The sequence below is a fragment of the Microtetraspora glauca genome, from assembly GCF_040656155.1.
In the GTDB taxonomy this organism is placed as follows: Bacteria; Actinomycetota; Actinomycetes; order Streptosporangiales; family Streptosporangiaceae; genus Microtetraspora; species Microtetraspora glauca.
In genome coordinates, this window is record NZ_JBFALK010000002.1 from 404,867 (window position 1) to 429,733 (window position 24,867).

At 70.3% G+C, this 24,867-nt stretch carries 23 protein-coding genes and 1 pseudogene; 13 read left to right on the top strand and 11 right to left on the bottom strand.

What is annotated here, in order from left to right; translation table 11 throughout:
- Nucleotides 1–7: 7 nt before the first annotated feature.
- Nucleotides 8–2,782 (top strand): aconitate hydratase, encoded by a 2,775-nt coding sequence (locus tag AB0I59_RS05015; protein ID WP_358130182.1) that lies wholly within the window; start codon nt 8–10, stop codon nt 2,780–2,782.
- Between the two features lie 149 nt (nt 2,783–2,931).
- On the opposite strand, the gene AB0I59_RS05020 is transcribed toward AB0I59_RS05015, so the two are convergent.
- Nucleotides 2,932–3,264, bottom strand: coding sequence for a type II toxin-antitoxin system PemK/MazF family toxin (locus tag AB0I59_RS05020; RefSeq protein ID WP_358130185.1), 333 nt, complete (start codon nt 3,262–3,264; stop codon nt 2,932–2,934).
- Nucleotides 3,245–3,565 (bottom strand): hypothetical protein, encoded by a 321-nt coding sequence (locus AB0I59_RS05025; protein ID WP_358130188.1) that lies wholly within the window; start codon nt 3,563–3,565, stop codon nt 3,245–3,247. Before AB0I59_RS05025 ends, AB0I59_RS05020 begins: the two co-directional genes overlap by 20 nt.
- 186 nt (nt 3,566–3,751) lie before the next feature.
- Here AB0I59_RS05025 and AB0I59_RS05030 point away from each other — a divergent pair, with 186 nt between their 5' ends.
- The 5 genes from AB0I59_RS05030 to AB0I59_RS05050 all read left to right on the top strand — a co-directional run bounded on the left by AB0I59_RS05030 (nt 3,752) and on the right by AB0I59_RS05050 (nt 9,197).
- Nucleotides 3,752–4,486: a sulfite exporter TauE/SafE family protein gene (locus AB0I59_RS05030; RefSeq protein ID WP_061255340.1), complete on the top strand. Its 735-nt coding sequence runs from the start codon at nt 3,752–3,754 to the stop codon at nt 4,484–4,486.
- 198 nt (nt 4,487–4,684) lie between these two features.
- The gene (locus AB0I59_RS05035) at nt 4,685–5,803 is read left to right on the top strand and encodes a sugar ABC transporter substrate-binding protein (protein WP_061255341.1); all 1,119 of its coding nucleotides are present in this window, start codon (nt 4,685–4,687) and stop codon (nt 5,801–5,803) included.
- 118 nt (nt 5,804–5,921) lie between these two features.
- Nucleotides 5,922–6,698: an ATP-binding cassette domain-containing protein gene (locus AB0I59_RS05040; RefSeq protein WP_061255342.1), complete on the top strand. Its 777-nt coding sequence runs from the start codon at nt 5,922–5,924 to the stop codon at nt 6,696–6,698.
- Nucleotides 6,695–7,945: a sugar ABC transporter permease gene (locus tag AB0I59_RS05045; protein WP_061255343.1), complete on the top strand. Its 1,251-nt coding sequence runs from the start codon at nt 6,695–6,697 to the stop codon at nt 7,943–7,945. The genes AB0I59_RS05040 and AB0I59_RS05045 overlap by 4 nt, the downstream gene beginning before the upstream one ends.
- A gap of 52 nt (nt 7,946–7,997) precedes the next feature.
- Nucleotides 7,998–9,197 (top strand): ROK family transcriptional regulator, encoded by a 1,200-nt coding sequence (locus AB0I59_RS05050; RefSeq protein ID WP_358130608.1) that lies wholly within the window; start codon nt 7,998–8,000, stop codon nt 9,195–9,197.
- 31 nt (nt 9,198–9,228) lie between these two features.
- On the opposite strand, the gene AB0I59_RS05055 is transcribed toward AB0I59_RS05050, so the two are convergent.
- Both AB0I59_RS05055 and AB0I59_RS05060 read right to left on the bottom strand, forming a co-directional pair.
- Nucleotides 9,229–10,023 (bottom strand): neutral zinc metallopeptidase, encoded by a 795-nt coding sequence (locus AB0I59_RS05055; protein WP_082776821.1) that lies wholly within the window; start codon nt 10,021–10,023, stop codon nt 9,229–9,231.
- A 120-nt stretch (nt 10,024–10,143) separates the two neighbouring features.
- A complete protein-coding gene (locus tag AB0I59_RS05060) occupies nt 10,144–10,920 on the bottom strand; it encodes a neutral zinc metallopeptidase (RefSeq protein WP_082776822.1) in 777 nt (258 codons plus the stop codon).
- A 156-nt stretch (nt 10,921–11,076) separates the two neighbouring features.
- On the opposite strand from AB0I59_RS05060, the gene dxs reads away from it, so the two are divergent.
- Together dxs and AB0I59_RS05070 are read left to right on the top strand one after the other, a co-directional pair.
- Nucleotides 11,077–12,978, top strand: coding sequence for a 1-deoxy-D-xylulose-5-phosphate synthase (dxs, locus tag AB0I59_RS05065; RefSeq protein WP_061255346.1), 1,902 nt, complete (start codon nt 11,077–11,079; stop codon nt 12,976–12,978).
- Nucleotides 12,979–13,055: 77 nt separating this feature from the next.
- Nucleotides 13,056–14,489: pseudogene (locus tag AB0I59_RS05070) on the top strand (amino acid permease); the annotation flags it as partial.
- Nucleotides 14,490–14,510: 21 nt separating this feature from the next.
- Here the strand turns inward: AB0I59_RS05070 and AB0I59_RS05075 are convergent.
- Nucleotides 14,511–15,137, bottom strand: a complete 627-nt coding sequence (locus AB0I59_RS05075; RefSeq protein WP_358130611.1) for a LysE family transporter — start codon at nt 15,135–15,137, stop codon at nt 14,511–14,513.
- Between the two features lie 135 nt (nt 15,138–15,272).
- Between AB0I59_RS05075 and AB0I59_RS05080 the strand changes: the two genes are divergently transcribed.
- Together AB0I59_RS05080 and AB0I59_RS05085 are read left to right on the top strand one after the other, a co-directional pair.
- A complete protein-coding gene (locus tag AB0I59_RS05080) occupies nt 15,273–15,482 on the top strand; it encodes a type II toxin-antitoxin system VapB family antitoxin (RefSeq protein ID WP_358130195.1) in 210 nt (69 codons plus the stop codon).
- The gene (locus AB0I59_RS05085; protein WP_358130198.1) at nt 15,479–15,901 is read left to right on the top strand and encodes a PIN domain nuclease; all 423 of its coding nucleotides are present in this window, start codon (nt 15,479–15,481) and stop codon (nt 15,899–15,901) included. The genes AB0I59_RS05080 and AB0I59_RS05085 overlap by 4 nt, the downstream gene beginning before the upstream one ends.
- Before the next feature lie 61 nt (nt 15,902–15,962).
- Here the strand turns inward: AB0I59_RS05085 and AB0I59_RS05090 are convergent, their stop codons facing one another.
- Genes AB0I59_RS05090 through AB0I59_RS05100 form a run of 3 tightly spaced genes read right to left on the bottom strand, consistent with a single transcriptional unit; the run spans nt 15,963 to nt 20,080 of the window.
- The gene (locus AB0I59_RS05090; protein WP_358130201.1) at nt 15,963–18,065 is read right to left on the bottom strand and encodes a 3-hydroxyacyl-CoA dehydrogenase NAD-binding domain-containing protein; all 2,103 of its coding nucleotides are present in this window, start codon (nt 18,063–18,065) and stop codon (nt 15,963–15,965) included.
- A complete protein-coding gene (locus AB0I59_RS05095; protein ID WP_061255350.1) occupies nt 18,062–19,246 on the bottom strand; it encodes a thiolase family protein in 1,185 nt (394 codons plus the stop codon). Before AB0I59_RS05095 ends, AB0I59_RS05090 begins: the two co-directional genes overlap by 4 nt.
- A gap of 54 nt (nt 19,247–19,300) precedes the next feature.
- Nucleotides 19,301–20,080, bottom strand: coding sequence for a hypothetical protein (locus tag AB0I59_RS05100; protein WP_061255351.1), 780 nt, complete (start codon nt 20,078–20,080; stop codon nt 19,301–19,303).
- Between the two features lie 102 nt (nt 20,081–20,182).
- On the opposite strand from AB0I59_RS05100, the gene AB0I59_RS05105 reads away from it, so the two are divergent.
- On the top strand, nt 20,183–21,175 hold the full coding sequence (locus AB0I59_RS05105) for a LacI family DNA-binding transcriptional regulator (RefSeq protein ID WP_358130205.1): 993 nt from the start codon (nt 20,183–20,185) through the stop codon (nt 21,173–21,175).
- Nucleotides 21,176–21,207: 32 nt separating this feature from the next.
- Here the strand turns inward: AB0I59_RS05105 and AB0I59_RS05110 are convergent, their stop codons facing one another.
- From AB0I59_RS05110 to AB0I59_RS05120, 3 genes are read right to left on the bottom strand one after another with little or no spacing between them, the layout of a single operon-like run.
- A complete protein-coding gene (locus AB0I59_RS05110; protein WP_358130208.1) occupies nt 21,208–22,002 on the bottom strand; it encodes an ABC transporter permease in 795 nt (264 codons plus the stop codon).
- Entirely contained in the window at nt 21,999–22,916 is a 918-nt protein-coding gene (locus tag AB0I59_RS05115; RefSeq protein ID WP_358130211.1) for an ABC transporter ATP-binding protein, read from the bottom strand. The genes AB0I59_RS05110 and AB0I59_RS05115 overlap by 4 nt, the downstream gene beginning before the upstream one ends.
- The gene (locus AB0I59_RS05120) at nt 22,913–23,269 is read right to left on the bottom strand and encodes a hypothetical protein (RefSeq protein ID WP_358130214.1); all 357 of its coding nucleotides are present in this window, start codon (nt 23,267–23,269) and stop codon (nt 22,913–22,915) included. Before AB0I59_RS05120 ends, AB0I59_RS05115 begins: the two co-directional genes overlap by 4 nt.
- A 68-nt stretch (nt 23,270–23,337) precedes the next feature.
- Between AB0I59_RS05120 and AB0I59_RS05125 the strand changes: the two genes are divergently transcribed.
- Both AB0I59_RS05125 and AB0I59_RS05130 read left to right on the top strand, forming a co-directional pair.
- Nucleotides 23,338–23,739, top strand: a complete 402-nt coding sequence (locus AB0I59_RS05125) for a GntR family transcriptional regulator (protein WP_358130218.1) — start codon at nt 23,338–23,340, stop codon at nt 23,737–23,739.
- Entirely contained in the window at nt 23,736–24,866 is a 1,131-nt protein-coding gene (locus AB0I59_RS05130; RefSeq protein ID WP_358130221.1) for a DUF1648 domain-containing protein, read from the top strand. Before AB0I59_RS05125 ends, AB0I59_RS05130 begins: the two co-directional genes overlap by 4 nt.
- The last annotated feature ends 1 nt before the right edge of the window (nt 24,867 follow it).

Consider the following 24,867-nt stretch of genomic DNA (forward strand, 5'->3'; position numbering starts at 1 on the left):
AAACGTCGTGTCCGAGAACAGCTTCGGCAGCCGTGACACGTTGCGCGTCGGTGACGCGTCGTACGAGATCTATCGGCTGGACGCCGTCGAGGGGTCGGCGCGCCTCCCGTACAGCCTGAAGATCCTGCTGGAGAACCTGCTCCGCACGGAGGACGGCGCGAACATCACCGCCGACCACATCCGCGCCCTCGCGGGCTGGGACCCGAACGCCGCTCCGAGCGTCGAGATCCAGTTCACCCCCGCGCGCGTGATCATGCAGGACTTCACCGGCGTGCCCTGTGTCGTCGACCTCGCCACCATGCGCGAGGCCGTGCGCGACCTGGGAGGCGACCCCGCGAGGATCAACCCGCTCGCTCCGGCGGAGATGGTCATCGACCACTCCGTCATCGTCGACTTCTTCGGCGGGCCGGACTCCTTCGTCCGCAACGTCGAGCGCGAGTACGAGCGCAACCACGAGCGCTACCAGTTCCTGCGCTGGGGCCAGACCGCGTTCGACGAGTTCAAGGTCGTCCCGCCGGGCACCGGCATCGTCCACCAGGTGAACATCGAGCACCTGGCCCGGGTCGTCATGATCAGGGACGGCAAGGCCTACCCCGACACCTGCGTGGGCACCGACTCGCACACGACCATGGAGAACGGCATCGGCGTCCTCGGCTGGGGCGTCGGCGGCATCGAGGCCGAGGCCGCGATGCTCGGCCAGCCGATCTCGATGCTGATCCCGCGCGTGGTCGGCTTCAAGCTGACCGGCAAGCTGCCCGCGGGCGCCACCGCCACCGACCTGGTCCTCACGATCACCGAGATGCTGCGCAAGCACGGCGTCGTCGGCAAGTTCGTCGAGTTCTACGGCGAGGGCGTCACCAGCGTGCCGCTCGCCAACCGCGCCACCATCGGCAACATGAGCCCCGAGTTCGGCTCGACCTGCGCGATCTTCCCGATCGACGGCGAGACGATCAGCTACCTCACGCTCACCGGCCGCTCGGCCGAGCAGATCGCCCTCGTCGAGGCGTACGCCAAGGAGCAGGGCCTCTGGCTGGACCCGTCCGCTCCGGAGCCGGTCTTCTCCGAGTACATCGAGCTGGACCTGTCCACCGTCGTCCCGTCGATCGCCGGTCCGAAGCGTCCGCAGGACCGCATCGCGCTGTCCTCGGCCAAGGAGGCCTGGCGGGCCGCCGTCCGCGACTACGTCCCGGGCGACAGCATCCAGGGCCCGACCGACGAGGCGTCCGCCGAGTCGTTCCCGGCGTCGGACTCCCCGGCGATCTCGCACGGCGGCGAGGGCGACGCCCCGCACGCCGCCCGGCTCAACGGCGGCCGTCCGAACCGGCCGACCCCGGTCACGCTGGCCGACGGAACCTCGTTCGAGGTCGACCACGGCGCCGTCGTGATCGCCGCGATCACCTCGTGCACGAACACCTCCAACCCGTATGTCATGCTCGGCGCGGCCCTGCTCGCCAAGAACGCGGTGGACAAGGGCCTGTCCCGCAAGCCGTGGGTGAAGACGTCGCTCGCGCCCGGCTCCCAGGTCGTCACCGGCTACTTCGAGCGGTCCGGCCTCCAGCCCTACCTGGACAAGCTCGGCTTCAACCTGGTCGGCTACGGCTGCACCACCTGCATCGGCAACTCGGGTCCGCTCCCCGAGGAGATCTCGGCCGCGGTGCAGAGCTCCGACCTCGCGGTGACCGCGGTGCTGTCCGGCAACCGCAACTTCGAGGGCCGGATCAACCCCGACGTCAAGATGAACTACCTGGCGTCCCCGCCGCTCGTCGTCGCGTACGCGCTGGCCGGCACGATGGATATCGACCTCAACAACGAGCCGCTCGGCGTCGGCGCCGACGGGCAGCCGGTGTTCCTCAAGGACATCTGGCCCTCGCCGGAAGAGGTCTCCGCCGTCGTGGCCGAGTCGATCGGCCAGGAGATGTTCCTGCAGGACTACGCCGACGTGTTCAAGGGCGACGAGAACTGGCAGTCCCTGCCGATCCCGACCGGCGACACCTTCGAGTGGGACCCGGCGTCGACGTACGTGCGCAAGGCGCCGTACTTCGACGGCATGCCCGCTTCGCCCGAGCCGGTGACGGACATCCACGGCGCCCGCGTGCTCGCCCTGCTCGGCGACTCGGTCACGACCGACCACATCTCGCCGGCCGGATCGATCAAGGCCGACTCGCCCGCCGGGCAGTACCTCCGGGAGAACGGCGTCGCGGTCAAGGACTTCAACTCCTACGGCTCCCGCCGTGGCAACCACGAGGTGATGATCCGCGGCACCTTCGCCAACATCCGGCTGAAGAACCTGCTGCTGAACGGTGTGGAGGGCGGCTACACCCGCGACTTCACCGCGGGCGGCGAGCAGTCGTTCATCTACGACGCGTCGCAGAACTACCAGGCCGCGGGCATCCCGCTGGTGGTCCTGGCGGGCAAGGAGTACGGTTCCGGGTCGTCCCGCGACTGGGCCGCCAAGGGCACCGCGCTGCTCGGCGTCCGCGCCGTCATCGCCGAGTCCTACGAGCGCATCCACCGCTCCAACCTCATCGGCATGGGCGTGCTGCCGCTCCAGTTCCCCGAGGGCGAGAGCGCGGCCTCCCTGGGGCTGACCGGCGAGGAGACCTTCGACATAGTCGGGGTCGAGGAGCTGAACACGGGCGCCACGCCCGCCACCGTGACCGTGCGCGCCGGGGACGTCGAGTTCCAGGCCGTCGTACGGATCGACACCCCCGGCGAGGCGGACTACTACCGCCACGGCGGGATCATGCAGTACGTCCTGCGTTCGCTGCTCGCCAAGAGCTGAGCGGAGGAACGCCGGAGCCCGGCCGCCCTTCCTGGCGGCCGGGACGTGCCCCGACCATCTCTCTCGGGGACGTGAGCGGGGGCATCCAACCTCGAACAGGCCGGAGCCGTCCGGGCAGGACAACCTCTGCCCGGACGGCTCCGGTGCTTCTACAGCATCTCGTGCACCCACTCGGCGATCTCTGACACCACCTCAGGGGAGACACCGCCGATCCTTGACCCGAATCGTGTGGGCGAGATCGCCCTCACCTGCTCCGCCATCGCCCAACTTGGCTTCGGCAGACCGGTTCCTTCCGGCTCTATCTCGATGTGCGTATTCCAGCCACGGAACCGCGTGGTGAGGGGAACGGCGAGCACCGGATCCCACACGGTTCCGTTCGTGCGATCGTTGCTGATCACGAGCGCGGGCCGGACATACCCCTGTTCCCGGCCCGCGGGCTCACCGAGATCGGCCCACCAGATGTCACCCTGCCTGATCCGCATGGCCCTCCTCCGGGGGTGCGATCAGCCCCTCCCACTCGGGGGCTATGCGCTGCGCCGGCGAAGGGCCGCCCAGCCATAGCTCTTGTTCGGCGAGATATTCGGCCCAGCTTTCGGGGTCCTCTCTCCTGGTCCGCTCCATCTGCTCCGCCACCTGCCGCCAGCGGAGCTTTCTCCGATGTTCCCTGATGGCGTCGTCCACCACTGCCGTCATGGATTTCCCTTCCTGCTCGGCAAGTTTCGCGATCTCGTCGCGGGTGACGAAGCTGACCCGGATCGTCGTCGTCTTGGGTTCGGTGCTCATACACATGAGGCTACGACGGCATCTACATAATGGTCTACCACTCCGTTTCAGCACGAGTTTGGTGACCGTCCGATTACTCTCGCAAGAGGATTCGATTACGTGGGGTGATTGCCGGGGAATGTCGGTTACGGCGGTCGGGTACGGCGCACAAAAGCGAGTTTCGGCTGATGGTTAGCCTCTGCTGACATGGATCACGATGTTCATCTCCTGCTCATCGCCGGCCTGGCGGTGTGCGCCGGCGCGATCGTCCAGGGCGGCGTGGGTTTCGGCCTCGGGTTGATCGCCGCCCCGCTGCTGACGCTGCTCGACCCGACCGTCATGCCGGGCGCCGTCCAGGTCGTCAACGTCACGCTTCCCCTGTTCACGCTGGCCGTCGAGTGGCGCAGGGTGGACTGGCGCGGGCTCGGCTTCGCCGTACTGGGCCGCCTGCCCGGCACGTTCGTGGGAGCGTTCGTGGTCGTCCACGTCAGCACGGGAACGCTGGGCGTTCTGGTCGGTGTGATGGTCGTGATCGCGGTCGTGCTCAGCGCGCGCGCCGTGAGCGTGCCGCGCAACGCCGCCACGCTGGCCGGGGCGGGCTTCTGCTCGGGGGTCACCGGTACGGCCACGGGCATCGGCGGGCCGCCGATGGGTCTGGTCTACCAGAGCGCCAAGGGGCCGCAGATCCGGGCGACGCTCGCCATGTTCTTCTTCCTGAGCGCCACGCAGTCATTGATCGTCCTTCGCGTGGTGGGGAAGCTGCCCGAGCGGGCCATCGTGGCCGGGCTCTGGCTGATCCCGTTCCTGATCGTCGGGTTCCTCGTCTCCGGGCCGCTCCGGCGCTACCTGGACGGGGGGCGGGCCCGCGCCGCCATCCTCGCCGTGGCGGCCGTCTCCGCGTGCGCTCTCATCCTCCAGAGCCTGGCCGGGCAGGCCGGTTGACCGCACGTTTCTTGATTGTTACTGCGGACAACAAACGTTACATTCCTGTGTCTTTCAACAGCATTGGGTGTGGATTACGTTGTGCCAAACAACATTCAACCGGAACGGTGGCCGCTGTGATCCAGCGTCGCCGTACCGGCTCGGCGCAGAGCTCGGCCCAGACCAGACCCCCAGTGTCAGAGAAAGGACCCAGGCAGAATGCGCAAGGGGATCCTCAGCATCGCCGCCGCGGGCGCGGCGCTTTCCCTCGGTCTCACCGCCTGCGGGGGCGAGAGCGGTGACACCATCACCGCGCAGGGCGGTGACGCACCCTCCGCCTCCGCGGCCACGACCGGCAAGATCGGCGTCATCCTTCCCGACAGCAAGTCCTCGGCCCGGTGGGAGACCGCCGACCGCAAGTACCTCGAAGAGGCGTTCAAGGCCGCGGGCGTCGCCTACGAGATCCAGAACGCGCAGGGCGACAAGAACTCCTTCCAGACCATCGCCGACCAGATGATCACCGGGGGCGTCACCGTCCTGGCGATCGTCAACCTCGACAGCGGCACCGGCAAGGCCGTCCTCGACAAGGCGAAGTCGCAGGGCGTCGCCACAATCGACTACGACCGGCTCACCCTGGGGGGCAACGCCGACTACTACGTCAGCTTCGACAACACCGCCGTCGGCAAGCTCCAGGGCGACGGCCTGGTCCAGTGCCTGACCGAGAAGAAGGCCGACAAGCCGATCATCGCCGAGCTGAACGGCTCGCCGACGGACAACAACGCCACCCTGTTCAAGCAGGGGTACGACGGCGTGCTGGAGCCGAAGTACAAGTCCGGCGACTACGTCAAGGGCCCGGACCAGTCCGTTCCCGACTGGGACAACACCCAGGCCGGCACGATCTTCGAGCAGATGCTGACCAGCACTCCCAAGATCGCCGGTGTTCTCGCGGCCAACGACGGCCTCGGCAACGCCGCCATCTCGGTGCTGAAGAAGAACAAGCTCAACGGCAAGGTCCCCGTCACCGGCCAGGACGCCACCGTGCAGGGCCTGCAGAACATCCTCGCCGGCGACCAGTGCATGACGGTCTACAAGGCGGTCAAGCAGGAGGCGGACGCGACGGCGCAGCTCGCGATCGCCCTCGCCCAGGGCCAGAAGCCGGCCGCGAACGGCAGCGTCAAGGACACCGAGACCGGCAAGGACGTCGCCGCCGTCCTGCTCACGCCGAAGGCCATCTTCTTCGACAGCGTCAAGGACGTCGTGGCCGACGGATACGTCAGCAAGGACGAGCTGTGCACCGGTGACTTCGCCGACAAGTGCGCCGAGGCCGGAATCAGCTAGGTCAACCCTCCCGGCCGCGTACGGCTCGCGTCCCGGCGGCCGGGGCGGGGCGTCCCATGAGGCGGCCCGCGCCCGGCCAGCGGGTCGTACCGGCCCCCGAGCAACGGAGTAGTCCATCGTGTCCCAGGCACCTGTCCTGGAGCTGCGCGGCATCGACAAGAGTTTCGGTCCCGTGCAGGTCCTTCACGACGTCGCCTTTTCCGTGTTCCCCGGAGAGGTGACCGCGCTCGTCGGCGACAACGGAGCGGGAAAGTCCACGCTGGTGAAGTGCATCGGCGGCATCCACCCGATCGACGCCGGCCAGTACTTCTTCGAAGGGGAGAAGGTCCACGTCGGCGGGCCCAGAGACGCGGCCACCCTGGGGGTCGAGATCGTCTACCAGGACCTCGCGCTCTGCGACAACCTCGACATCGTGCAGAACATGTTCCTCGGACGGGAGCGCAGGAGCGGCCTGATCCTGGACGAGGCCACGATGGAGGAACTGGCCGCCAAGACCCTGGAGAGCCTCTCGGTCCGCACGGTCAAGTCGCTCCGCCAGCGGGTGTCCAGCCTCTCCGGCGGGCAGCGGCAGACCGTCGCGATCGCCAAGGCCGTGCTCTGGAACAGCAAGATCGTCATCCTCGACGAGCCGACCGCGGCACTCGGCGTCGCGCAGACCGCGCAGGTCCTCGACCTGGTCCGCCGCCTGGCCGACAAGGGCCTCGCCGTCGTGCTCATCTCGCACAACATGAACGACGTGTTCGCCGTCTCCGACCGGATCGCGGCGCTCTATCTCGGCCGGATGGCCGCCCAGGTGAAGACCTCCGAGGTCACGCACTCGCAGGTCGTGGAACTCATCACGGCCGGACGCAGTGGCGAGCTCGGCCTGCAGAACGGCAACGGAGCTACGTCATGACGACCACCACGGTTCCGGAGAAGGGCACCACCGGCGCTCCGGCCATCGGCACGCACGTCCGCGACTACCTGGAACGCGTCCGCGGCGGCGACCTCGGCGCGCTGCCCGCGGTGATCGGGCTGGTCGTGCTCTGCGCGGTCTTCTCCATCCTGCGCCCCGCGTTCCTCTCGCCCATCAACTTCGCCAACCTGTTCACCCAGGGCGCGGCGGTCGCGGTCATCGCGATGGGCCTGATCTTCGTGCTGCTGCTGGGCGAGATCGACCTTTCGGCCGGCTTCGCCAGCGGCGTCTGCGCGGCGGTCCTCGGCGTGCTGCTCACCAACGAGGGCTGGCCCTGGTACGCGGCCGTCCTGGCCGCGATGGCGACCGGCGCCGCCATCGGCATGGTGATCGGGACGCTGGTCGCCAAGCTCGGCATTCCCTCCTTCGTGGTCACGCTGGCCGCGTTCCTGGCCTTCCAGGGCGTCGTGCTGCTGCTGCTCAAAGAGGGCACCAACATCTCGATCCGGGACCAGACGATCCTGGCGATCGCCAACAAGAACATGCCGCCGGTCCTCGGATGGGCGTGCGTGGTGGTCGGCGTCCTGGCCTACGCCGCGCTCCAGATCCTGCAGGCCCGCCGCCGCGCGGGCAGGGGCCTGCCCGCCAGCCCGATGTCGCTGATCGCGTTCCGCGTGGGCGCGCTCGCGGTGATCTCGGGCGCCGCCGTGTTCGTGCTCAACCTGGAGCGCAGCCGCAACGCCGTCATCGTGTCGCTCAAGGGCGTGCCGATCGTGGTGCCCGTCATCATCGTCCTGCTGCTCCTGTGGACGTTCGTGCTGCACCGCACCGCGTACGGCAGGCACATCTACGCGGTGGGCGGCAACGCGGAGGCGGCGCGCCGCGCGGGCATCGACGTGGACCGGATCCGGATCTCGGCGTTCGTCCTGTGCTCGTTCATGGCGTCGATCGGCGGCATCATCGCGGCCTCCAGGGCCAACTCCGTCGACCCGAACACCGGCGGCAGCAACGTGCTGCTGTTCGCCGTCGGCGCCGCGGTCATCGGCGGCACCAGCCTGTTCGGCGGCAAGGGGCGGGCGCTGGACGCCCTTCTCGGCGGCGCCGTGGTGGCGGTGATCGAGAACGGCATGGGCCTGATGGGCTACACCGCGGGCGTGAAGTACGCGGTCACCGGTTGTGTGCTGCTGCTCGCCGCGGGTGTGGACGCGCTGTCCCGCAAGAGGGCGGCGGCCACCGGCAGGAGATGACCCCGCTAAGGTGGTCCCCGACCATGAACCCCCGACGAAGCCCGGACGGATGATGCGCGCAGGTCCCTCACAGGAGGAGATCCGCAGGCACAACCTGGGCACCCTGCTCCGCCACGTCCATCTCGGCGGGCCGACGTCCAGGGCTGAGCTGACCAACCGCATGGGGCTGAACCGCAGCACCATCATGGCGCTCACCGCCGACCTGACGGCGGCGGGGCTGGTGCGTGAGGAACTGCCGCGGGAGACCGGCCGTGCGGGGCGTCCCTCCCTGGTCGTCCGGCCCGAGTCCGCCCGGGTCTACGTCCTCGCCTTCGACGTGGGCGTCGACCGGCTGGTCGCCGCCAGGGTCGGTCTCGGCGGCGTGATCCTCGACCGCCGCGAGATGGTACGGCCACGCGGCGGTTTCGAGATGCCGGAGGTCGTCGCCGCGCTGGCGGGTTTCGCGCGGCAGATGCACCGCAAGACCCGTCCGGACACGGTCTGCGTCGGGGCGGCCGCGGCGATCTGCGGATCGGTCGGCCGGACGGACGGCGTCGTCAGGTTCGGGCCCAACATCGGATTCAAGGACGCGCCGTTCGGCGAGGAGCTGTCCAAGAGGCTGGCACTCGGCCTGCCGGTCACCGTCGGCAACGACGGCAACGTGGGCGCGATCGCCGAGCAGTCGCGCGGTGTCGGCCTCGACTGCCGCGACCTCGTCTACCTGCACGGCGACGTCGGCATCGGCGGCGGCATCGTCGTCAACGGCCAGCTGCTCGGCGGCCTGGCGGGATACGGCGGCGAGGTCGGCCACATGGTCGTCAACCCCGGAGGGCGCCCCTGCGCCTGCGGCTCCCGAGGCTGCCTGGAGGCCGAGGTAGGGGAGCGCGCCCTCATCGAGCTGGCCGGCCGCGGCACCGATGTCACCGGCAGAGAGGCCGTGCGCGCGGTCGTCGACGCGGCGGGCCGCGGGGACGTGCGGGCGCAGGACGCGCTGCACCGGGTCGGCGACTGGCTCGGTCTCGGCGTCGCCAACCTGATCAACATCTTCAACCCGGAGATGGTCATCTTCGGCGGCGTGCTGAGGGAGCTCTATCTCGGGGCCGCCGCCCAGGTCAGGACCAGGATCAACACCTCGACCCTGGTGGCGTCACGCGAGCGGCTGCGGCTGCGCATCTCGGCGCTCGGCGACGACGCCACAGTGGTGGGGGCCGCCGAGCTGGCTTTCGCCCAGGTGCTCGCCGACCCCCTTGAGGTGTTGTCACGCCTCGGTTAGGGACGTTCCATCAGGGAGCGTCGGACACGAACTAGGCCACTCGCGCGTTGGGCGCCACCCAGGTGTTGCAGGCGGCGGGCGACGCCGAGTCGAAGCCGCGCTCCAGCCACCAGGCCTGGTTGCGGCCCTTGCCGTGGATCGTGTCCGTGGCGTTCTTGGCGGCCCAGTCCACGACGTAGTCGTACTCGCGTGGATCGACCGGCAGGTAGGCCTCGGTGGCGCGGAGGAAGACGCCGGAGAAGCACTCCGCCTGCTGCTCCAGGCGGTGGTTCAGCAGGTTGCGCGCCGTACGGCTCTGCGTCCGGTTGTACATGCTCCAGTAGGTGCCGAAGATCCCGGTGCGCTGCTGCACGTGGTGCCCATACTCGTGCGCCATGGTCTTTGCCAGGACGAGCGGGAACGGGTCCTTGATCTGGGACCTGAGCAGGCGGAAGTAGATCGTCCGTGAGTCAGGGCAGTAGTGGGCCGGCGACCAGCTCGTGAGCTTGCCGCACGGCGACTTGGTGCCGGTGGTCATCACCACGACGCGCGGGCGACTGAACCGCCAGCCGACGGCCTTGAACTGCCGGGTCCAGAGCACGTCGTTGCACTTCGCGACCAGCTGCAGGTACCGCTTGATCGAGGCCGCGCTGCCCTTACGGGGCTCGGTGGGGGAACAGGCGATCTCCTTCGCGGCGCCGGAGCGGTAGATCTTGTTCTTGGCCAGGGCCACTGGCGCCGACTGCGCGCTCGTGGCCGTTTCCGTCGTGGCCGACGCGGGTGCCGTACCGGTGAGAAGAAGACCGGTGAGCACCCCGGGGACCACAGCGATGAGGGGTATTCGCATGGTCAAGGGAGCTTATTGCACCCACCAGGAACCAAGCGACAGATCATGATTTTTTCGACATATCGTGACGCGACGCGTACGGCCGGGCGGGCCGACCGGCCGGCCGTACGCCGCTGCAGGTCAGGCGACCTTGGACGCCGGCGCGCTGAAGGTGTTGCACACGCCCGGACCGTTGCCGTTCCAGCCGCGCATGGACCAGTAGCGGATGTTCTTGGCCTTGCCGTGGAGCACGTCGCCCGACGTGCGGTCGAGCAGGTCGTCCCAGTCGAACTGGTCGCGGCCCAGGGAGTGCCACACGCTGCCGACGAACGCGCCGGAGAAGCACGCCGCCTGCAGCTCCAGCCGCCGGACCCACGCGTACTGCGCCGCCTTGCTCGCCCTGCGGGACATCTTCTCCACCGTGGGCATGATGCCGATCCGGTCCTGAACGTAGTGCCCGTACTCGTGCGCGATCGTGTCGAAGAGATCCATCTCCGACGGATCGGCGAGCTGGTGCTTGTAGATCAGGATCCACATCGTCTTGTCGAGCGAGCAGTACATGCCCGCCGCGTATCCGGCGGGGTACTTGCCGCAGCCGGTCTTCGCGGCGGTGGTGATGTACCGCACCTTGGGCTTCGCGAACGGCAGCCCCGCCTGCTTGAACTCCTCGCCCCAGGACAGGTTGAGGCAGTCCATCAGATGATCGAGATAGATCTTGTACGAGTCGACGTCGTCGGGCTGGCGGCTCAGCTCCTTGCACTCCGTGAAGTCGAACTCGCCCGTCGTGTAGATGGGATTCTTCGTCAGAGCGGCCTTGCCGGTGGGCACGGGTCGTGCAGAACCGGAGGCGACGGCCGTACCGGAAAGAAGAAGGCTTACGATCAGCCCCATGAGCAGCGCGATAAAGGATTTCCGCATGAGATCAGGAGCGTAGGGGAAAGGTCAAGTCCCGGTAAAGCGGAAATAAGTCGATTCTGATTGAAATAGCGTGAGGCTCCGATGCGACCCATGGGAGCGTCACGGTGTTCGCGAACTAGACTCGCTCTGTTCGACGGCGAGCGGGAAGGAAGATTCGTGGGGATTCTGGAGACGGTGAAGAGCCCGCAGGACGTCAGGCGCCTGGACGCCGGAGAGCTGCCGAGGCTTGCCGCCGAGATCCGCGATCTGCTGGTTTCCTCCGTCGCGAAGACGGGCGGACACCTCGGGCCCAACCTCGGCGTCGTCGAGCTCACCATCGCCCTTCACCGGGTCTTCGAGTCGCCGCGCGACCCCATCCTCTTCGACACCGGGCACCAGGCGTACGTGCACAAGATGCTCACCGGCAGGGCCGGCGACTTCGGCACGCTGCGCCAGGAGGGCGGCCTGTCGGGATATCCCAGCCAGGCCGAGTCCGAGCACGACGTGATCGAGAACTCGCACGCCTCCACGGCCCTGTCGTACGCCGACGGGCTGGCCAAGGCGATCACGCTGCGCGGCGAGACCGGCCGCACGGTCGTCGCGGTCATCGGCGACGGCGCGCTGACCGGTGGCATGGCGTGGGAGGCGCTCAACAACATCGCGGGCCGCAAGGACCTGCCGCTGATCATCGTGGTCAACGACAACGGCCGGTCGTACTCCCCGACCATCGGCGGTCTCGCCTCCCACCTGTCGTCCCTGCGGATGACGCAGAAGTACGAGGACGCGCTGGAGTTCGTCAAGGAGAACCTGGCCAAGGTCCCGGTGGTGGGCGCCCCCTTCTACGACGCCCTGCACGGCGTCAAGAAGGGCATCAAGGACATACTGGCCCCGCAGGTGATGTTCGAGGACCTCGGCCTCAAGTACGTCGGCCCGATCGACGGGCACGACCAGGAGGCCGTGGAGGCCGCCCTGCGCAAGGCCCGGGCCTTCGGCGGTCCGGTCATCGTGCACGTCCTCACCCACAAGGGCCACGGCTACTCGCCCGCGGAGAACCACGACGAGGACTGCTTCCACGGGCCCGGCCCGTTCGACCCGATCACCGGCGAGGAGCGGCCGAAACCGCACAGCTGGACCAACGTGTTCAGCGAGGAGATCGTCCGGCTCGGTGCCCAGCGCAGGGACATCGTCGCGATCACCGCGGCGATGCTGTACCCCGTGGGGCTGGCCGAGTTCGCCGAGGCGTATCCCGACCGGATCTACGACGTCGGCATCGCCGAACAGCACGCCCTGACCTCCGCCGCCGGCCTCGCGCTCGGCGGGCTGCGCCCGGTGGTCGCCCTCTACGCCACCTTCCTGAACCGGGCCTTCGACCAGCTGCTCATGGACGTCGCCCTCCACCGGCTTCCCGTCGTCGTCACGCTGGACCGCTCCGGTGTCACCGGCGACGACGGCGCCAGCCACAACGGCATGTGGGACCTGTCGATCCTCCAGGTCATCCCCGGCCTGTCGATCGCCGCCCCCCGCGACGCGCGGCGGCTGCGCGAACTGCTCGGCGAGGCCGTCGCGATCGACGACGGGCCGTCCGTGGTCCGCTATCCCAAGGGCGCGGTCGCGGGGGACATCGAGGCCGTCGGCAAGCTCGGCACGATGGACGTGCTCCGCTCCGGAGAGCCCGACGTGCTGCTGGTCGCGGCCGGCTCGATGGCCGAGATCTGCCTCGACGCCGCGGCGCTGCTCGACGCCCAGGGCATCTCGGCCACGGTGGTCGACCCGCGCTGGGTCAAGCCGCTCGACGAGGCGCTGATCCCGGCCGCCGCCGAGCACAAGCTCGTGGTCGTCGTCGAGGACAACGGCCGGGTCGGCGGCGTGGGCGACGCGGTCGCCCGCATGCTGCGCGACGCCGACGTGGACGTGCCGGTCCGCACCTACGGCATCCCGCAGCGGTTCCTCGACCACGCCAAGCGGCCGAAGATCCTCGCCGAGATCGGCCTCACCGGGCAGGACCTCGCCCGCGAGATCACCGAGACCGTGGCGCGGCGCTCGCCCGCCCTAGAGGACGACCCGGCCGGCCAGGTCTGACGCCCCTCCCCCGGAAACGCGCGTGATCTGCGCGTTTCCGGGAACCCTGCAGGTCATCGGGGATCGGGGGCCTGCATATGAGCCGGTTGAGCATTCTTCGCACGAAGTCGGTCGAGCAGTCGATCGAGGACACTCAGGGTGGGCGTTACCGGCTCGTCCGCACCCTGAGCGCGCTCGACCTGACCGTCTTCGGCGTCGGTGTCATCATCGGCACCGGCATCTTCGTGCTCACCGGCGTCGCGGCCAAGACCACGGCGGGCCCCGCTGTCGCGATCTCCTTCGTCGCCGCGGCGGTCGCCTGCGGCCTCGCCGCCCTGTGTTACGCGGAGTTCGCCGCCACCGTGCCGGTCGCGGGCTCCGCCTACACCTTCGCGTACGCGACCATCGGCGAGTTCCCGGCCTGGATCATCGGCTGGGACCTCGTGCTGGAACTCACGCTCGCCGCCGCCGTGGTCGCCTCCGGCTGGTCGGGCTACTTCACGTCGCTGCTGAGGAGCGTCGGCGTGGACCTGCCCGCCTCCATCGCCGGGGACAAGGCAGTGGTGAACATTCCGGCGGCGGCCATCGTGCTGATCCTCACCGCCATCCTGGTCCTGGGCATCAAGACGTCGGCCCGGTTCAACGCCGTCATGGTGACGATCAAGGTGAGCGTCGTCCTGCTCGTCATCGTGGCCGGCCTGTTCTTCCTCAAGGCGGAGAACTACCAGCCGTTCATCCCCCCGGCACGGGAGATCGAGACCAGGGGTGGACTGGCCTCGCCGCTCATCCAGGTGCTGTTCGGTGTGACGCCGGTCGCCTTCGGGGTCTTCGGCATCTTCACCGCCGCCGCGCTCGTCTTCTTCGCCTACATCGGGTTCGACGTCGTCGCCACGGCCGCGGAGGAGACCCGCGACCCGCAGCGCAACCTGCCGATCGGCATCCTCGCCTCGCTGGCGATCTGCACGGTCCTGTACGTCGCGGTCTCCCTGGTGGTCGTCGGCATGCAGCCGTACACGGAGCTGAGCGAGTCCGCGCCGCTCGCGGACGCGTTCCTCTCCGTCGGCCAGTCGTGGCTGGCGACCGTGATCAGCTTCGGGGGCATCGCCGGGCTCACCACCGTGGTGATGATCCTCATGCTCGGCCAGAGCCGGGTCTTCTTCGCCATGTGCCGCGACAACCTGCTGCCGCGCGGGCTCGCCCGCGTCCACCGACGGTTCCACACGCCGTACGTGATCACCATTGTGATCGGCGTGGCCACCGCGACCCTCGCCGCGCTGATCCCGCTGGCCGCGATCGCCGAACTGGTCAATATCGGGACGCTCTTCGCGTTCGTGGTCGTCTCGATCGGTGTGGTCATCCTGCGCCGGACCCGGCCCGACCTGCCCCGCGCGTTCCGCGCGCCCTGGGTCCCGGTGCTGCCGATCCTCTCCGTGCTCGCGTGCCTCTACCTGATGCTCAACCTGCCCGTGGAGACCTGGCTGCGGTTCGTCGTGTGGATGATCGCCGGCGTCGTGCTCTACTTCGGGTACGGCGCCCGCCACAGCAGGGCCCGGCTAGCCGGTGACGCCCCGGACGAGCAGCAGCAGCCCGGTGGCGGCCATCAGCAGGGCGCTTCCGGCGAGCAGGACGCGGTAGCCACGTACCCCGAGCCGGTGCCGCCCCGCGCCGACCATGGCCGCCAGCACCACCTTGGACCCGACCAGCACCAGGTAGAAGCCTCCGGTGAAGGCGAGGGCGGCGGCCGGGGTCCGCTCCCAGGCCGCGGCGAAGATCGGAGCGCCGACGGCGATCCAGAAGAGCCATGGGTGCGGATTCAGCATGTTGACCGCGACGCCGCGCAGCACCTCCCGGACGGAGGAGGGCCCGGTGGCGGAGGAAACCGTGACGCCGGGTTCGGGGGGCCGGGCCGTACGGGACTCGCGGGCGGCGGAGATCGCCAGGTGGACGACGTAGAGGCCGCCCACGACGGCCAGGACGCGCAGGAACACGCCGGGCAGCGCGCCGGCGGCGGTGACCGAGAGCAGCACGACCGGAAGGTCGGAGAGCAGGGGGACGCAGGCCAGCCCGAGCCCGGCCCGGAAGCCGCCGCGCAGGCTCGCCGTGATCACCAGGCCGAGCAGCGCACCAGGCGCGACCCCGGCCCCCAGCCCGAGACTCAGCCCCAGTAACAACTCCCGCATGGTTACCCGGGTCTTTGCGACAGGAGAGCCAGCGTCACGGTCACGGTCCTATGGCGTAGTCGATGGTGAGAGGCGCGAGCAGGTCAGCCGGTGCGAGTATATATTCATATATACGCCGGGCTATTGGAGGGGCCGATGAAAACCGTCATCGATCTGGACACGGAGTTGACCGAGGCCGCCGCGAAGGCACTCGGCACCAAGACCAAGAAGGAGACCATTCACGCCGCGCTGGTGGCGGCCGTCGAGGCGGAGCACAAGAGTCGCGAGCGCCGGCGCAGGCTGATCAACAGCCTCGGCTCTTCCGACATCGCCGACGACGAGGTGATGGACGGAGCCTGGCGTTGACGGAGGTCTACCTCGTAGACAAGAGCGCGCTCGCCCGCGCCGAGCGACACGGTAAGGCGAGAGACGCGTTCTTCGCCCTTGACGAGGCCGGTGTTCTCGCCACCTGCGCGATTATCGATCTAGAGGTCGGGTACAGCGCCCGCAACCTCGCCGAGTTCGACTCGATCGCCTCCGATCGTAAGGATCTCTACCTGGATCTGCCCATCACGCGCGCGGTCTGCGCGCGCGCCAGGGACGTCCAACGTGAGTTGGTCAGACGCGGGCGGCATCGTGGTCCCGGCGTCTCGGACCTCATGATCGCCGCGTGCGCTGAGCTGAACGACGCCGTGGTCGTCCACTACGACCGCGACTTCGACACCATCGCCGCCTTCACGGGCCAGGACGTTCGCTGGCTGGTTCCGGCGGGGTCCGCGAACTGACGCCGACGGCATGACCTGGAGCCGCCACGAAGGCCGCTCCAGGTCGTCCGGCGGATCGCTCCTACGCCGGGACGGAGGCCACGCCGGGTGCGAGGAACCGGGAGCCGGTCACCGCCTCCGAGATGCCCTCACGGTCCAGGTACGGCGTGATGCCGCCGGTGTGGAACGGCCATCCGGCGCCGAGGATCACGCACAGGTCGATGTCCTGGGCCGCCGCGACCACGCCCTCGTCGAGCATCAGGCGGATCTCCTCGGCCAGCGCCCTGAGCGCGCGGAGCCGTACGTCCTCACCGGTGGACGGGGAGGCGCCGCCCTCGAACAGCGTCCGTACCTCGGGGTCGATCTGGAAGTCGGAGCCGTAGACGCCCGGCTTGCCGGCGGCGACCAGCGTGGCCAGGTTGCCGGACACGCCGTAGCGCTCCGGGAAGGCGGCGTGCATGGTCTCCGCGACGTGCAGCGCGACGGCCGGGCCGACGAGCTGGAGCAGCGTGAACGGCGTCATGGGCAGGCCGAGGCCGTCCAGCGCGTGGTCGGCGACCTCCAGGGGCGTGCCCTCGTCGGCGGCCGCGGTGATCTCGCCCATGAACCGGGTCAGCAGCCGGTTCACCACGAACGCGGGCGCGTCCTTGACCAGCACGGACGACTTCTTCAGCGTCTTGGCGACGGAGAACGCGGTGGCGAGCGTGGCGTCGTCGGTGGCGTCGCCCCGGACGATCTCCAGGAGCGGCATCACCGCCACCGGGTTGAAGAAGTGGAAGCCGACGACCCGCTCCGGACGCCTCAGCCCGGACGCCATGGCGGTGATCGAGAGCGAGGAGGTGTTGGTGGCCAGGACGCACTCGTCGGAGACGACGGCCTCGACCTCGGCGAGCACCTTCCGCTTGACGTCGAGATCCTCGAAGACCGCCTCGATGACGAAGTCCGCGTCGGCGAAGGCGTCCTTGGTCAGCGAGCCGCTCACCAGGGCCCTGAGCCGGCCCGCCTGGTCGGCGGAGACGCGGCCCTTGGCGAGCAGCTTGTCCACCTCGGCGCGTACGTAGCCCACGCCCTTGTCGAGGCGGGCCTGGTCGAGGTCGGTCAGCACGACCGGCACCTCCAGCCGCCGCGCGAACAGCAGCGCGAGCTGGGAGGCCATCAGCCCGGCGCCGACCACGCCGACCTTGGTGACCTTGCGGGCCAGGGCCTTGTCCGGCGCGCCCGCCGGCTTCTTGGCCCGGCGCTGCACCAGGTCGAAGGCGTACAGCCCGGCGCGCAGCTCGTCGCCCATCAGCAGGTCGGCGAGCGCACGGTCCTCGGCGGCGAAGCCCTCGTCCCTGGAGGCGGTGCGGGCCAGCGCGATCAGGTCGAGCGCGCGATAGGGAGCGGGGGAGGCGCCGCGCAGCTTCAGGTCCACCAGGACGCGCGCGTCCGCGACGGCCTTGTCCCAGTCGCCTTCGTACGGCGCGCGGGTCACGGTCTCCTCGCCGCGCAGCACCCGGGCGGCCCAGCGCAGCGACTCCTCCAGGAAGTCGGCCGGCTCGAACATCGCGTCGGCGACGCCCAGCTCGTACGCGTCCCGCCCCTTGATCATGCGGTTCTGCGAGAGCGGGTTCTCGATGATCAGCTTGATGGCCTTCTCCGGGCCGATCAGCCGGGGGAGGAGCTGGGTGCCGCCCCAGCCGGGAACCAGGCCGAGGAAGCACTCGGGCAGCGCGACGGCCGGAACTCCCGAGGAGACCGTCCGGTACGCGCAGTGCAGGGCGATCTCCAGGCCGCCGCCCATGGCCGCGCCGTTGACGAAGGCGAACGTGGGCACGCCCAGCTCGCCGAGGCGGCGGAAGACGTGGTGGCCGAGCCCGCCGATGGCGGCCGCCTCCTCGTGCGTGGCCACGGCCGCCGCCCCCTTGAGGTCGGCGCCCACCGCGAAGATGAACGGCTTGCCGGTGACGCCGACAGCGGCGACGTCGCCGCGCGCCTCGATCGCGTCCAGGACGTCGTTCAGCGCGAGCAGGCCCTGCGGTCCGAACGTGTTGGGCTTGGTGTGGTCGAGCCCGTTGTCCAGCGTGATCAGCGCCATGGTGCCCGCGCCGTACGGCAACTCGACGTCGCGCACCAGCGCCCTGGTGACGACCTCGCCGGTGTCCTTGCCCGCGAGCAGGCTCTTGTAGGTCTCGATGTCGCTCATGCGAGGTTCTCCCAGATGACCGTGCCGCCCATGCCCATGCCGACGCACATCGTGGTGATGCCGTACCGGACGTCCGGCCGCTCGGCGAACTCGCGCGAGAGCTGGATCATGAGCCGTACGCCGGAGGACGCGAGGGGGTGGCCGAAGGCGATCGCGCCGCCGTACGGGTTCACCCGGGGGTCGTCGTCGGCGATGCCGAAGTGCTCCAGGAACGCGAGCACCTGTACGGCGAACGCCTCGTTGATCTCGAAGAGGCCGATGTCGTCGATGGACAGCCCGGCCAGGCGTAGCGCGCGCTCGGTCGAGGGGATCGGGCCGACGCCCATGACCTCGGGGTCCACGCCCGCGAACGCGTAGGAGACCAGCCGCATGCGCGCGGGGAGTCCGAGCTCCTCGGCGACGTCCCGCGCGGCGACGAGGCAACCGGTGGCGCCGTCGTTGATGCCGGAGGCGTTCCCCGCGGTGACCCTGCCGTGCGGGCGGAAGGGGGTCTTCAGGCTTCGCAGCGCTTGCAGGGTGGTCCCGGGACGCGGCGCCTCGTCGGCGGTGGCGAGTCCCCATCCCTCGGCGGCCTTGCGGGCCGCCATCGGGACCAGGTCCGGCTGGATCCTGCCGTCGGCGTACGCCTTGGCGGCCTTCTCCTGGGACGCCACGGCGAACGCGTCGGCGCGGTCCTTGGTGATCGACGGATAGCGGTCATGCAGGTTCTCCGCCGTCATGCCCATGATCAGGGCGGAGCCGTCCACCAGCCGCTCGGACAGGAACCTGGGGTTGGGGTCGACGCCCTCGCCCATCGGGTGGCGGCCCATGTGCTCGACACCGCCGGCGATGGCCACGTCGTAGGCGCCGAAGGAGATGCCGCCCGCCACGTTGGTGACGGCGGTCATCGCGCCGGCGCACATTCGGTCGATGGCATAACCGGGGACCGACTTGGGCAGCCCGGCCAGCACCGCGGCCGAGCGGCCGATGGTCAGGCCCTGGTCGCCGATCTGGGTGGTGGCCGCGATGGCCACCTCGTCCACCCGCTCGGGCGGGAGGCCGGGATTGCGGCGCATCAGCTCGCGGATGACGCGGACAACCATGTCGTCGGCACGCGTCTCGGCGTACAGGCCCTTGGGGCCCGACCTGCCGAAAGGCGTGCGCACGCCGTCGACGAAGACGACTTCACGGGACGCAGGCACGAGGTTCGCTCCTACTGATCGGTAGCTTCTCGGACCAATGCTACTTATCGGTAACTACTCCGCGGAGCGGGGTGCCCGGCCTGGCCGTCCGAAGACGGCCGCGACGCAGGCGGTCAGGGCCGCCACCGCCAGCGCGAGCACGGTCACGGCGTCCGGTGCCCACAGGTGCGCGCGGGCGGAGATCAGCGCGAGGACCAGCACGATCGCCGCCGCCGCCGGAAGCCGGCGCTCCCGCGGCCGGGGCGGCACGGCGTCGTCCCACGGATCCGGGGGCGGCTGCCTTCTCGCGGCCGCGACGATCACGTCCCTGCCCCACCACAGGAGGAATGCCATCCCGCCCATGTAGCAGGTCATCGCCAGCGTCTCGGCGGCGGACGCCAACCGGTCCGCGGCGCCGTACAGGCCGGCGTCGGTGAACAGCCGGGGCATGGTGAGCCCGAGCAGGACCACCACCGCCCAGCAGGCCGCGATCGCCAGCCGGGCGAGCAGTCGCCGGGCGTCGGGCCGGGGCCTGGTCGCGAACACCTCCCGCTCGCCGCTCCTCGCCTCCTGCTCCCGGATGCCCCACAGCACCTGGCTGGCCGTCAGCGCGGGCAACGTCACGACGAACACCGCGAGCGCCGCCACGGCGTACGGCGACGCAGCCCGGCCGGTGTCGGCCCGCTCGGCCAGGAGTTGGACGGTGACCAGGAGGGTCGTCGAGATCCCGAGCATGAGCAGCGCGGCGCGGCGCGCGCCGGCCGCACGCGCGCGCAGGAGGGTGAGCCGTGCGGATCCGGGGGACGCGGGCAGCCCGTCGGGGGCGGGACGACGCCGCGGTGTCAGGGCGGACATCTCGTAATGATGCCGTTACCGTACGCGATCGGGGGCCAAAACGCGGATATCTCCCGGGATCTCGTTCGGGCATACTGGGAAACCGCTTCCCGGGGAGGTGGAGTGGTCACTCTGGAAGACGTGGCGCGGCACGCGGGAGTGTCGCTCGCCACGGCCTCACGCGTGCTCAACGGCAGCACTCGCCAGGTCGGTATAGAGCTGCGCGACCGGGTGCGGCGCGCGGCCGTCGAGCTGGGCTACCGCACGAACGTCGCCGCCCAGACGCTGGCCCGCGGCGCGAGCAACGTCATCGGGCTGGTCGTCCACGACCTGGCCGACCCCTACTTCGCGGTGCTCGCCGACGGTGCGATGCGCGCAGCCGACGCGCACGGCCACATGGTCATGGTCGGCACCACCCACCGCGACCCCGGCCGTGAGATCGACTACGTGTCGACGCTCAACGCGCAGCGCGTACGGGCCGTGCTGATCGCCGGTTCGCGCGTCTCCGACGCCTCGGTCACCGCGCGGCTCCGCGCCGAGCTGGACCGGTACCGCGACGCCGGGGGGCGGGTCGCCTGCGTCGGGCAGGACCTGCTCGGCGTCTCGACGGTCGCCCCGGCCAACCGCGAGGGCGCGGCCGACCTGGCCCGCGCGCTCGCCGCGCTTGGGCACACCAGGTTCGCCGTGCTGGCCGGGCCCGCCGACCTCGTCACGGCGGCCGACCGCAGCGCCGGATTCACGGCCGCGCTCGCCGAGCTGGGCCTGCCGCGGCCCGAGGTGATCCACGGGAGCTTCGACAGGGACGGCGGTCACGCGGCGGTCCAGGAGGTGTCCGACGACGTGACCTGCGTCTTCGCCGTCAACGACGTGATGGCGGTCGGCGCCGTCGCCGCGCTCCGGGAGCGCGGGACCGGAGTTCCCGGCGACCTTTCGGTGGCCGGCTTCGACGACATCGCCACCTTGCGCGACCTCGTGCCGCACCTGACGACGGTACGGCTGCCGCTCGCCGCCATGGGGGCGCGGGCGGTGGAACTCGCGCTCGCGGAGGAGGACGAGCCGCGCGTCGTCCGCGTCGAGGGTGAGGTCGTGCTCCGCGAGAGCGTCCAGAGGGTCTGACGCCGCCGCGAGGCCGGGCCGGGCGAGGGCGGTCAGGTGATGTCGCGCCGCAGGGGAACGATCACGGCGACCGCGGCCGCCACCAGCGCGTACCCGACGAGCACGGCGGCGCCGAGCGGGGCGGAGAGGAGCGGGGCCGCGCCGCCGCCCGTCTGCCGCGCCAGCGCCTCGGTCAGGTAGGTGAACCCGGTGATCGCCGCCGTCGCGCCGCCGGGCAGGTAGGGGTAGAGCACGTTGACACCGGGGATGAGCAGCAGCGCGGTCTCGATCATGTAGAAGTAGGCGCCGAGCACGGCCGCCGCCGCCACCTGGTTCGGGATCAGGGCCCCTACCGCGACGCCCACCAGCGTGTAGACGGCCATCGTCACCGTGATCCTGGACAGCAAGGCCAGCGCCGTGGCCGCGGGCAGACCGAGCGTGACGCCCTTGAGCGCCGCCGCCCCGAAGAGCGCCGCTCCGGCCACGGTGACGGCGACCAGCCCGTAGGCGAGTCCCGCGGCGGCGTACGCCGCCAGCTTGGCGGCGAGCGTGGTCCAGCGCCCGGGGACGAACAACGCCGTCGTGGTGATCGTCCGATGGCGGTATTCGGAGGCCACGGCGGTCGTGCCGAGCAGGGCGGGTACGAACGCGCACAGGCCGAGCAGGCCGAGCAGCACGCGCACGCCCGTCGCCGTCTCCAGGCCGGGCATCGGCGGGTCGAAGTTCTCCGGGCCGATGAGGGCGAGCAGGCCGATGAAGCCACCGCTGCCGATCGAGGCGAGCAGTCCCCACAGCCATAGCCTGGTGGCGGCCAGGCGGCGCAGCTCCGCCGAGACGAGCGCGGTCATCGGGTGTCCCCCTGGTCGTGTCCGGTGAGGTGGAGGAAGGCGTGTTCGAGGGTGGGCCGTTCTGGAGTGATCTCGTGCAGCGGAATGCCGTGCGCCGCGGCGTCCGCGGCGATCCCGGCCGCGGTCAGCCCATGGATCCGCAACGTGTCCGGCTCCAGGTCCTCCACGCGGACCGCGCCGGGATGGGCGGCGAGGAGGACGGCGGTCAGCGGCCCGGCCCGCGGCGAGCGGACCCGCACGGCGGCCTCGCCGTACAGGTCGGCGACCGGACCGGTCGCGACCAGCCGCCCGCCGCGGATCACCACGGCGTGCTCGGCCATCTGCTCCACCTCGCTGAGGACGTGGCTGGAGACCAGGACCGTGCGGCCTTCGGCGGCGAGCCGGCGCAGGAAGGCGCGCAGCCACGCGATGCCCTCGGGATCCAGGCCGTTGCCGGGTTCGTCCAGCAGCAGTACGGGGGGATCGCCGAGCAGCGCCGTCGCCAGGTGGAGCCGCCGCCGCATCCCGGTGGACAGGGCGCGGGTCCTCCGTCCCTCGAACGGCGTCACGCCGGTCAGGTCCATGACCTCGCGCACCCGTGAGGAGGCGAAGCCGCCCAGGCGGGCGTACACGCCGAGATGGTCGCGGGCGGTGTGGTCAGGGTGGAACCCCGACGTGTCCAGCACGGCCCCGACCGTCGCGGCAGGCCGGGGCAGCTTCGCGTAGCGCAGGCCGCCGATGGTGGCGCGGCCCGCGGTGGGCGTGACCAGCCCGAGCAGCATCCGCATGGTGGTCGTCTTGCCCGAGCCGTTCGGGCCGAGGAAGGCGGTCACCGTGCCCGGGGTGACGGTGAAGCCGAGGTCGGTGACCGCCTCCACGGTGCCGAAGGTCTTGGTCAGGCCGCGCACCTCGATCTCCCAGGATCGCGTGCTCACGCGTGCGCCCCCATGATCTGAGCCCGGAGCCCGGCCGCGTCCGGAACGCTGAGGAGCAGCTCGTCGACGTTCTCGATCCTGCCGGCAAGGACGATCCGCACGCCGGGAACGTCACGGCGGGCGCAGACCAGCCGCCGGACGCCGTTCAGGCCGGTCCACGTGCCGACCTTCATGAGCCCGCTGATGAGCAGGCCCGCGTGCATCCCGCTGGCGGCGGCCCGCGGATCCGCTTCGAGCCGCACCTCGCGGGTCGCCGCCAGCGGCACTCTCATCTCGGCTCGCCGTACGAACGGCCGCGTCCACGGCGCGAAGCTCGCCACCAGCACCCCGTCGCGGATCTCTGTCCGGATCATCTCGGCCCTCTTTCTGGAACATCAGATGTATCTGTTCTATAAGTTGTATATCAGCTATGCTCCTACCTGTGAACCTGACGCTCGATCTCGACAGCGAGGTCCCGATCTACCAGCAGATCAGGGACCGGATCGTGGAGGCGGTCGCTCGCGGGGAGGCGGTGGAGGGCGACCCGCTGCCGTCCACGCGGCAGCTCGCCGCCGATTTCGGGATCAACTTCCACACCGTGAACAAGGCGTACGACCTGCTGCGTCAGGAGGGAGTCATCCGCGTCAACCGCAAGAGCGGCGCGGTGATCCGGCGAGATCCGTACTCCGGGCCGCCCGAGCCCGGGTTCGCCGAGGACTGGGAGGAGAGGATGGGCGTGCTGCTCGCGGAGGCCACCGTCCACGGGCTCGACCATGACGACGTCGTACGGCGGTGCGCGGCGATGTTGTCGGGATTCCGTGCCGGGGAGAGGGCGACATCGTGACACCGCTGATCGCCGCCGACGTGACCGCCATCGTCCTGGTCACCTGCCTGATGCTGGCCGTGCCCGCGATGGCCGGGCCGACGACGCCGTTCGGCGTGCGCGTGTCCCACGCCAGGGCCGGCGACCCGGCCGTGATCGCCCAGCGGCGCGCCTACGCCAGGCTGGCCCTGGCGGCGGGAGCATGCGCGGTGGCCGTCTCCGTGCCGCTCCTCGTGAGAGGAGGAAGCACGAGCGTCGTCGGCGCCACCGCGACGGCCCTGGTCGTGGCGGACCTGCTGCTGTACTGGCGGTCCGCGCGCCGGCTGCGCGCGGCCAAGCTGGCCGGAGGGTGGCGGGACGAGCAGCGCCAGGGCGTCACCGTGAACACCACCTTCCGCACCGATCCGGTGCGACTGCCCTGGTCCTGGACACTCCCGGGCGCGGCGACGCTCCTCCTCACCGCGGGCCTCGGCTGGTGGCGATACGGCGACCTGCCCGCCACGCTGCCGCGCTTCTCCGGCTACGGCGTCGACGCGGCCCGGCGGGAACCCGTCACCGTGCTGACCGCATTCGCGCCGGTGATGTACCAGCTCGCGGTCACGCTGCTGATCCTCGCCGTGACGCTGCTCCTGCTGCGCGCCCGCCCCGACCTCGACGCCGCCCGTCCTGTGGGCTCGGCCCGCAGGTACCGCGTCTACCTGGGCGGCATGGCGCGCCTGTCGCTCCTCGGCGTGGCCTGCCTCAACCTCGGCCTGCTCGCGTCGGCGCTACAGCTGTGGACGGTCGTCGCACCCTCGACGCTCTGGACCGTCGTCACGTACCTGCCGTCCGTCGGCCTGCTGGTCGCGTGGCTGGTGTGGGAGAGCCGGGTCGGTCACGCGGGACACCGCCTGCCGGCTCTTCCGGGGGAGGAGGACGAGGACTCCGGCGTCACCCAGCGCGACGACGACCGGCACTGGTTCCTGGCCGGAACCGTCTACGTCAACCGCCGCGACCCGGCGATCCTGCTCCACGCCCGGATCGGGGCGTCCTGGACGGTCAACCTCGGGCACCCCGTCGCGTGGGCCCTCCTCGCCGTCCTGGCCGGGGCCGGACTGCTCGCCGCCCTCGGCGTCATCGACCTGCCCGTACGGCAGAGCGGCTTCTGAC

Bases quoted from the DNA above. Each gene is read 5' to 3' on its own strand.
- AB0I59_RS05080 (WP_358130195.1), top strand. From the start codon at position 15,273: ATGAAAACCGTCATCGATCTGGACACGGAGTTGACCGAGGCCGCCGCG.
- AB0I59_RS05025 (WP_358130188.1), bottom strand. From the start codon at position 3,565: ATGAGCACCGAACCCAAGACGACGACGATCCGGGTCAGCTTCGTCACC.
- AB0I59_RS05030 (WP_061255340.1), top strand. From the start codon at position 3,752: ATGGATCACGATGTTCATCTCCTGCTCATCGCCGGCCTGGCGGTGTGC.
- AB0I59_RS05060 (WP_082776822.1), bottom strand. From the start codon at position 10,920: ATGCGGAAATCCTTTATCGCGCTGCTCATGGGGCTGATCGTAAGCCTT.
- AB0I59_RS05110 (WP_358130208.1), bottom strand. From the start codon at position 22,002: ATGACCGCGCTCGTCTCGGCGGAGCTGCGCCGCCTGGCCGCCACCAGG.
- AB0I59_RS05045 (WP_061255343.1), top strand. From the start codon at position 6,695: ATGACGACCACCACGGTTCCGGAGAAGGGCACCACCGGCGCTCCGGCC.
- AB0I59_RS05035 (WP_061255341.1), top strand. From the start codon at position 4,685: ATGCGCAAGGGGATCCTCAGCATCGCCGCCGCGGGCGCGGCGCTTTCC.
- AB0I59_RS05090 (WP_358130201.1), bottom strand. From the start codon at position 18,065: ATGAGCGACATCGAGACCTACAAGAGCCTGCTCGCGGGCAAGGACACC.
- AB0I59_RS05075 (WP_358130611.1), bottom strand. From the start codon at position 15,137: ATGCGGGAGTTGTTACTGGGGCTGAGTCTCGGGCTGGGGGCCGGGGTC.
- AB0I59_RS05050 (WP_358130608.1), top strand. From the start codon at position 7,998: ATGCGCGCAGGTCCCTCACAGGAGGAGATCCGCAGGCACAACCTGGGC.
- AB0I59_RS05055 (WP_082776821.1), bottom strand. From the start codon at position 10,023: ATGCGAATACCCCTCATCGCTGTGGTCCCCGGGGTGCTCACCGGTCTT.
- AB0I59_RS05020 (WP_358130185.1), bottom strand. From the start codon at position 3,264: ATGCGGATCAGGCAGGGTGACATCTGGTGGGCCGATCTCGGTGAGCCC.
- AB0I59_RS05120 (WP_358130214.1), bottom strand. From the start codon at position 23,269: ATGATCCGGACAGAGATCCGCGACGGGGTGCTGGTGGCGAGCTTCGCG.
- AB0I59_RS05100 (WP_061255351.1), bottom strand. From the start codon at position 20,080: ATGTCCGCCCTGACACCGCGGCGTCGTCCCGCCCCCGACGGGCTGCCC.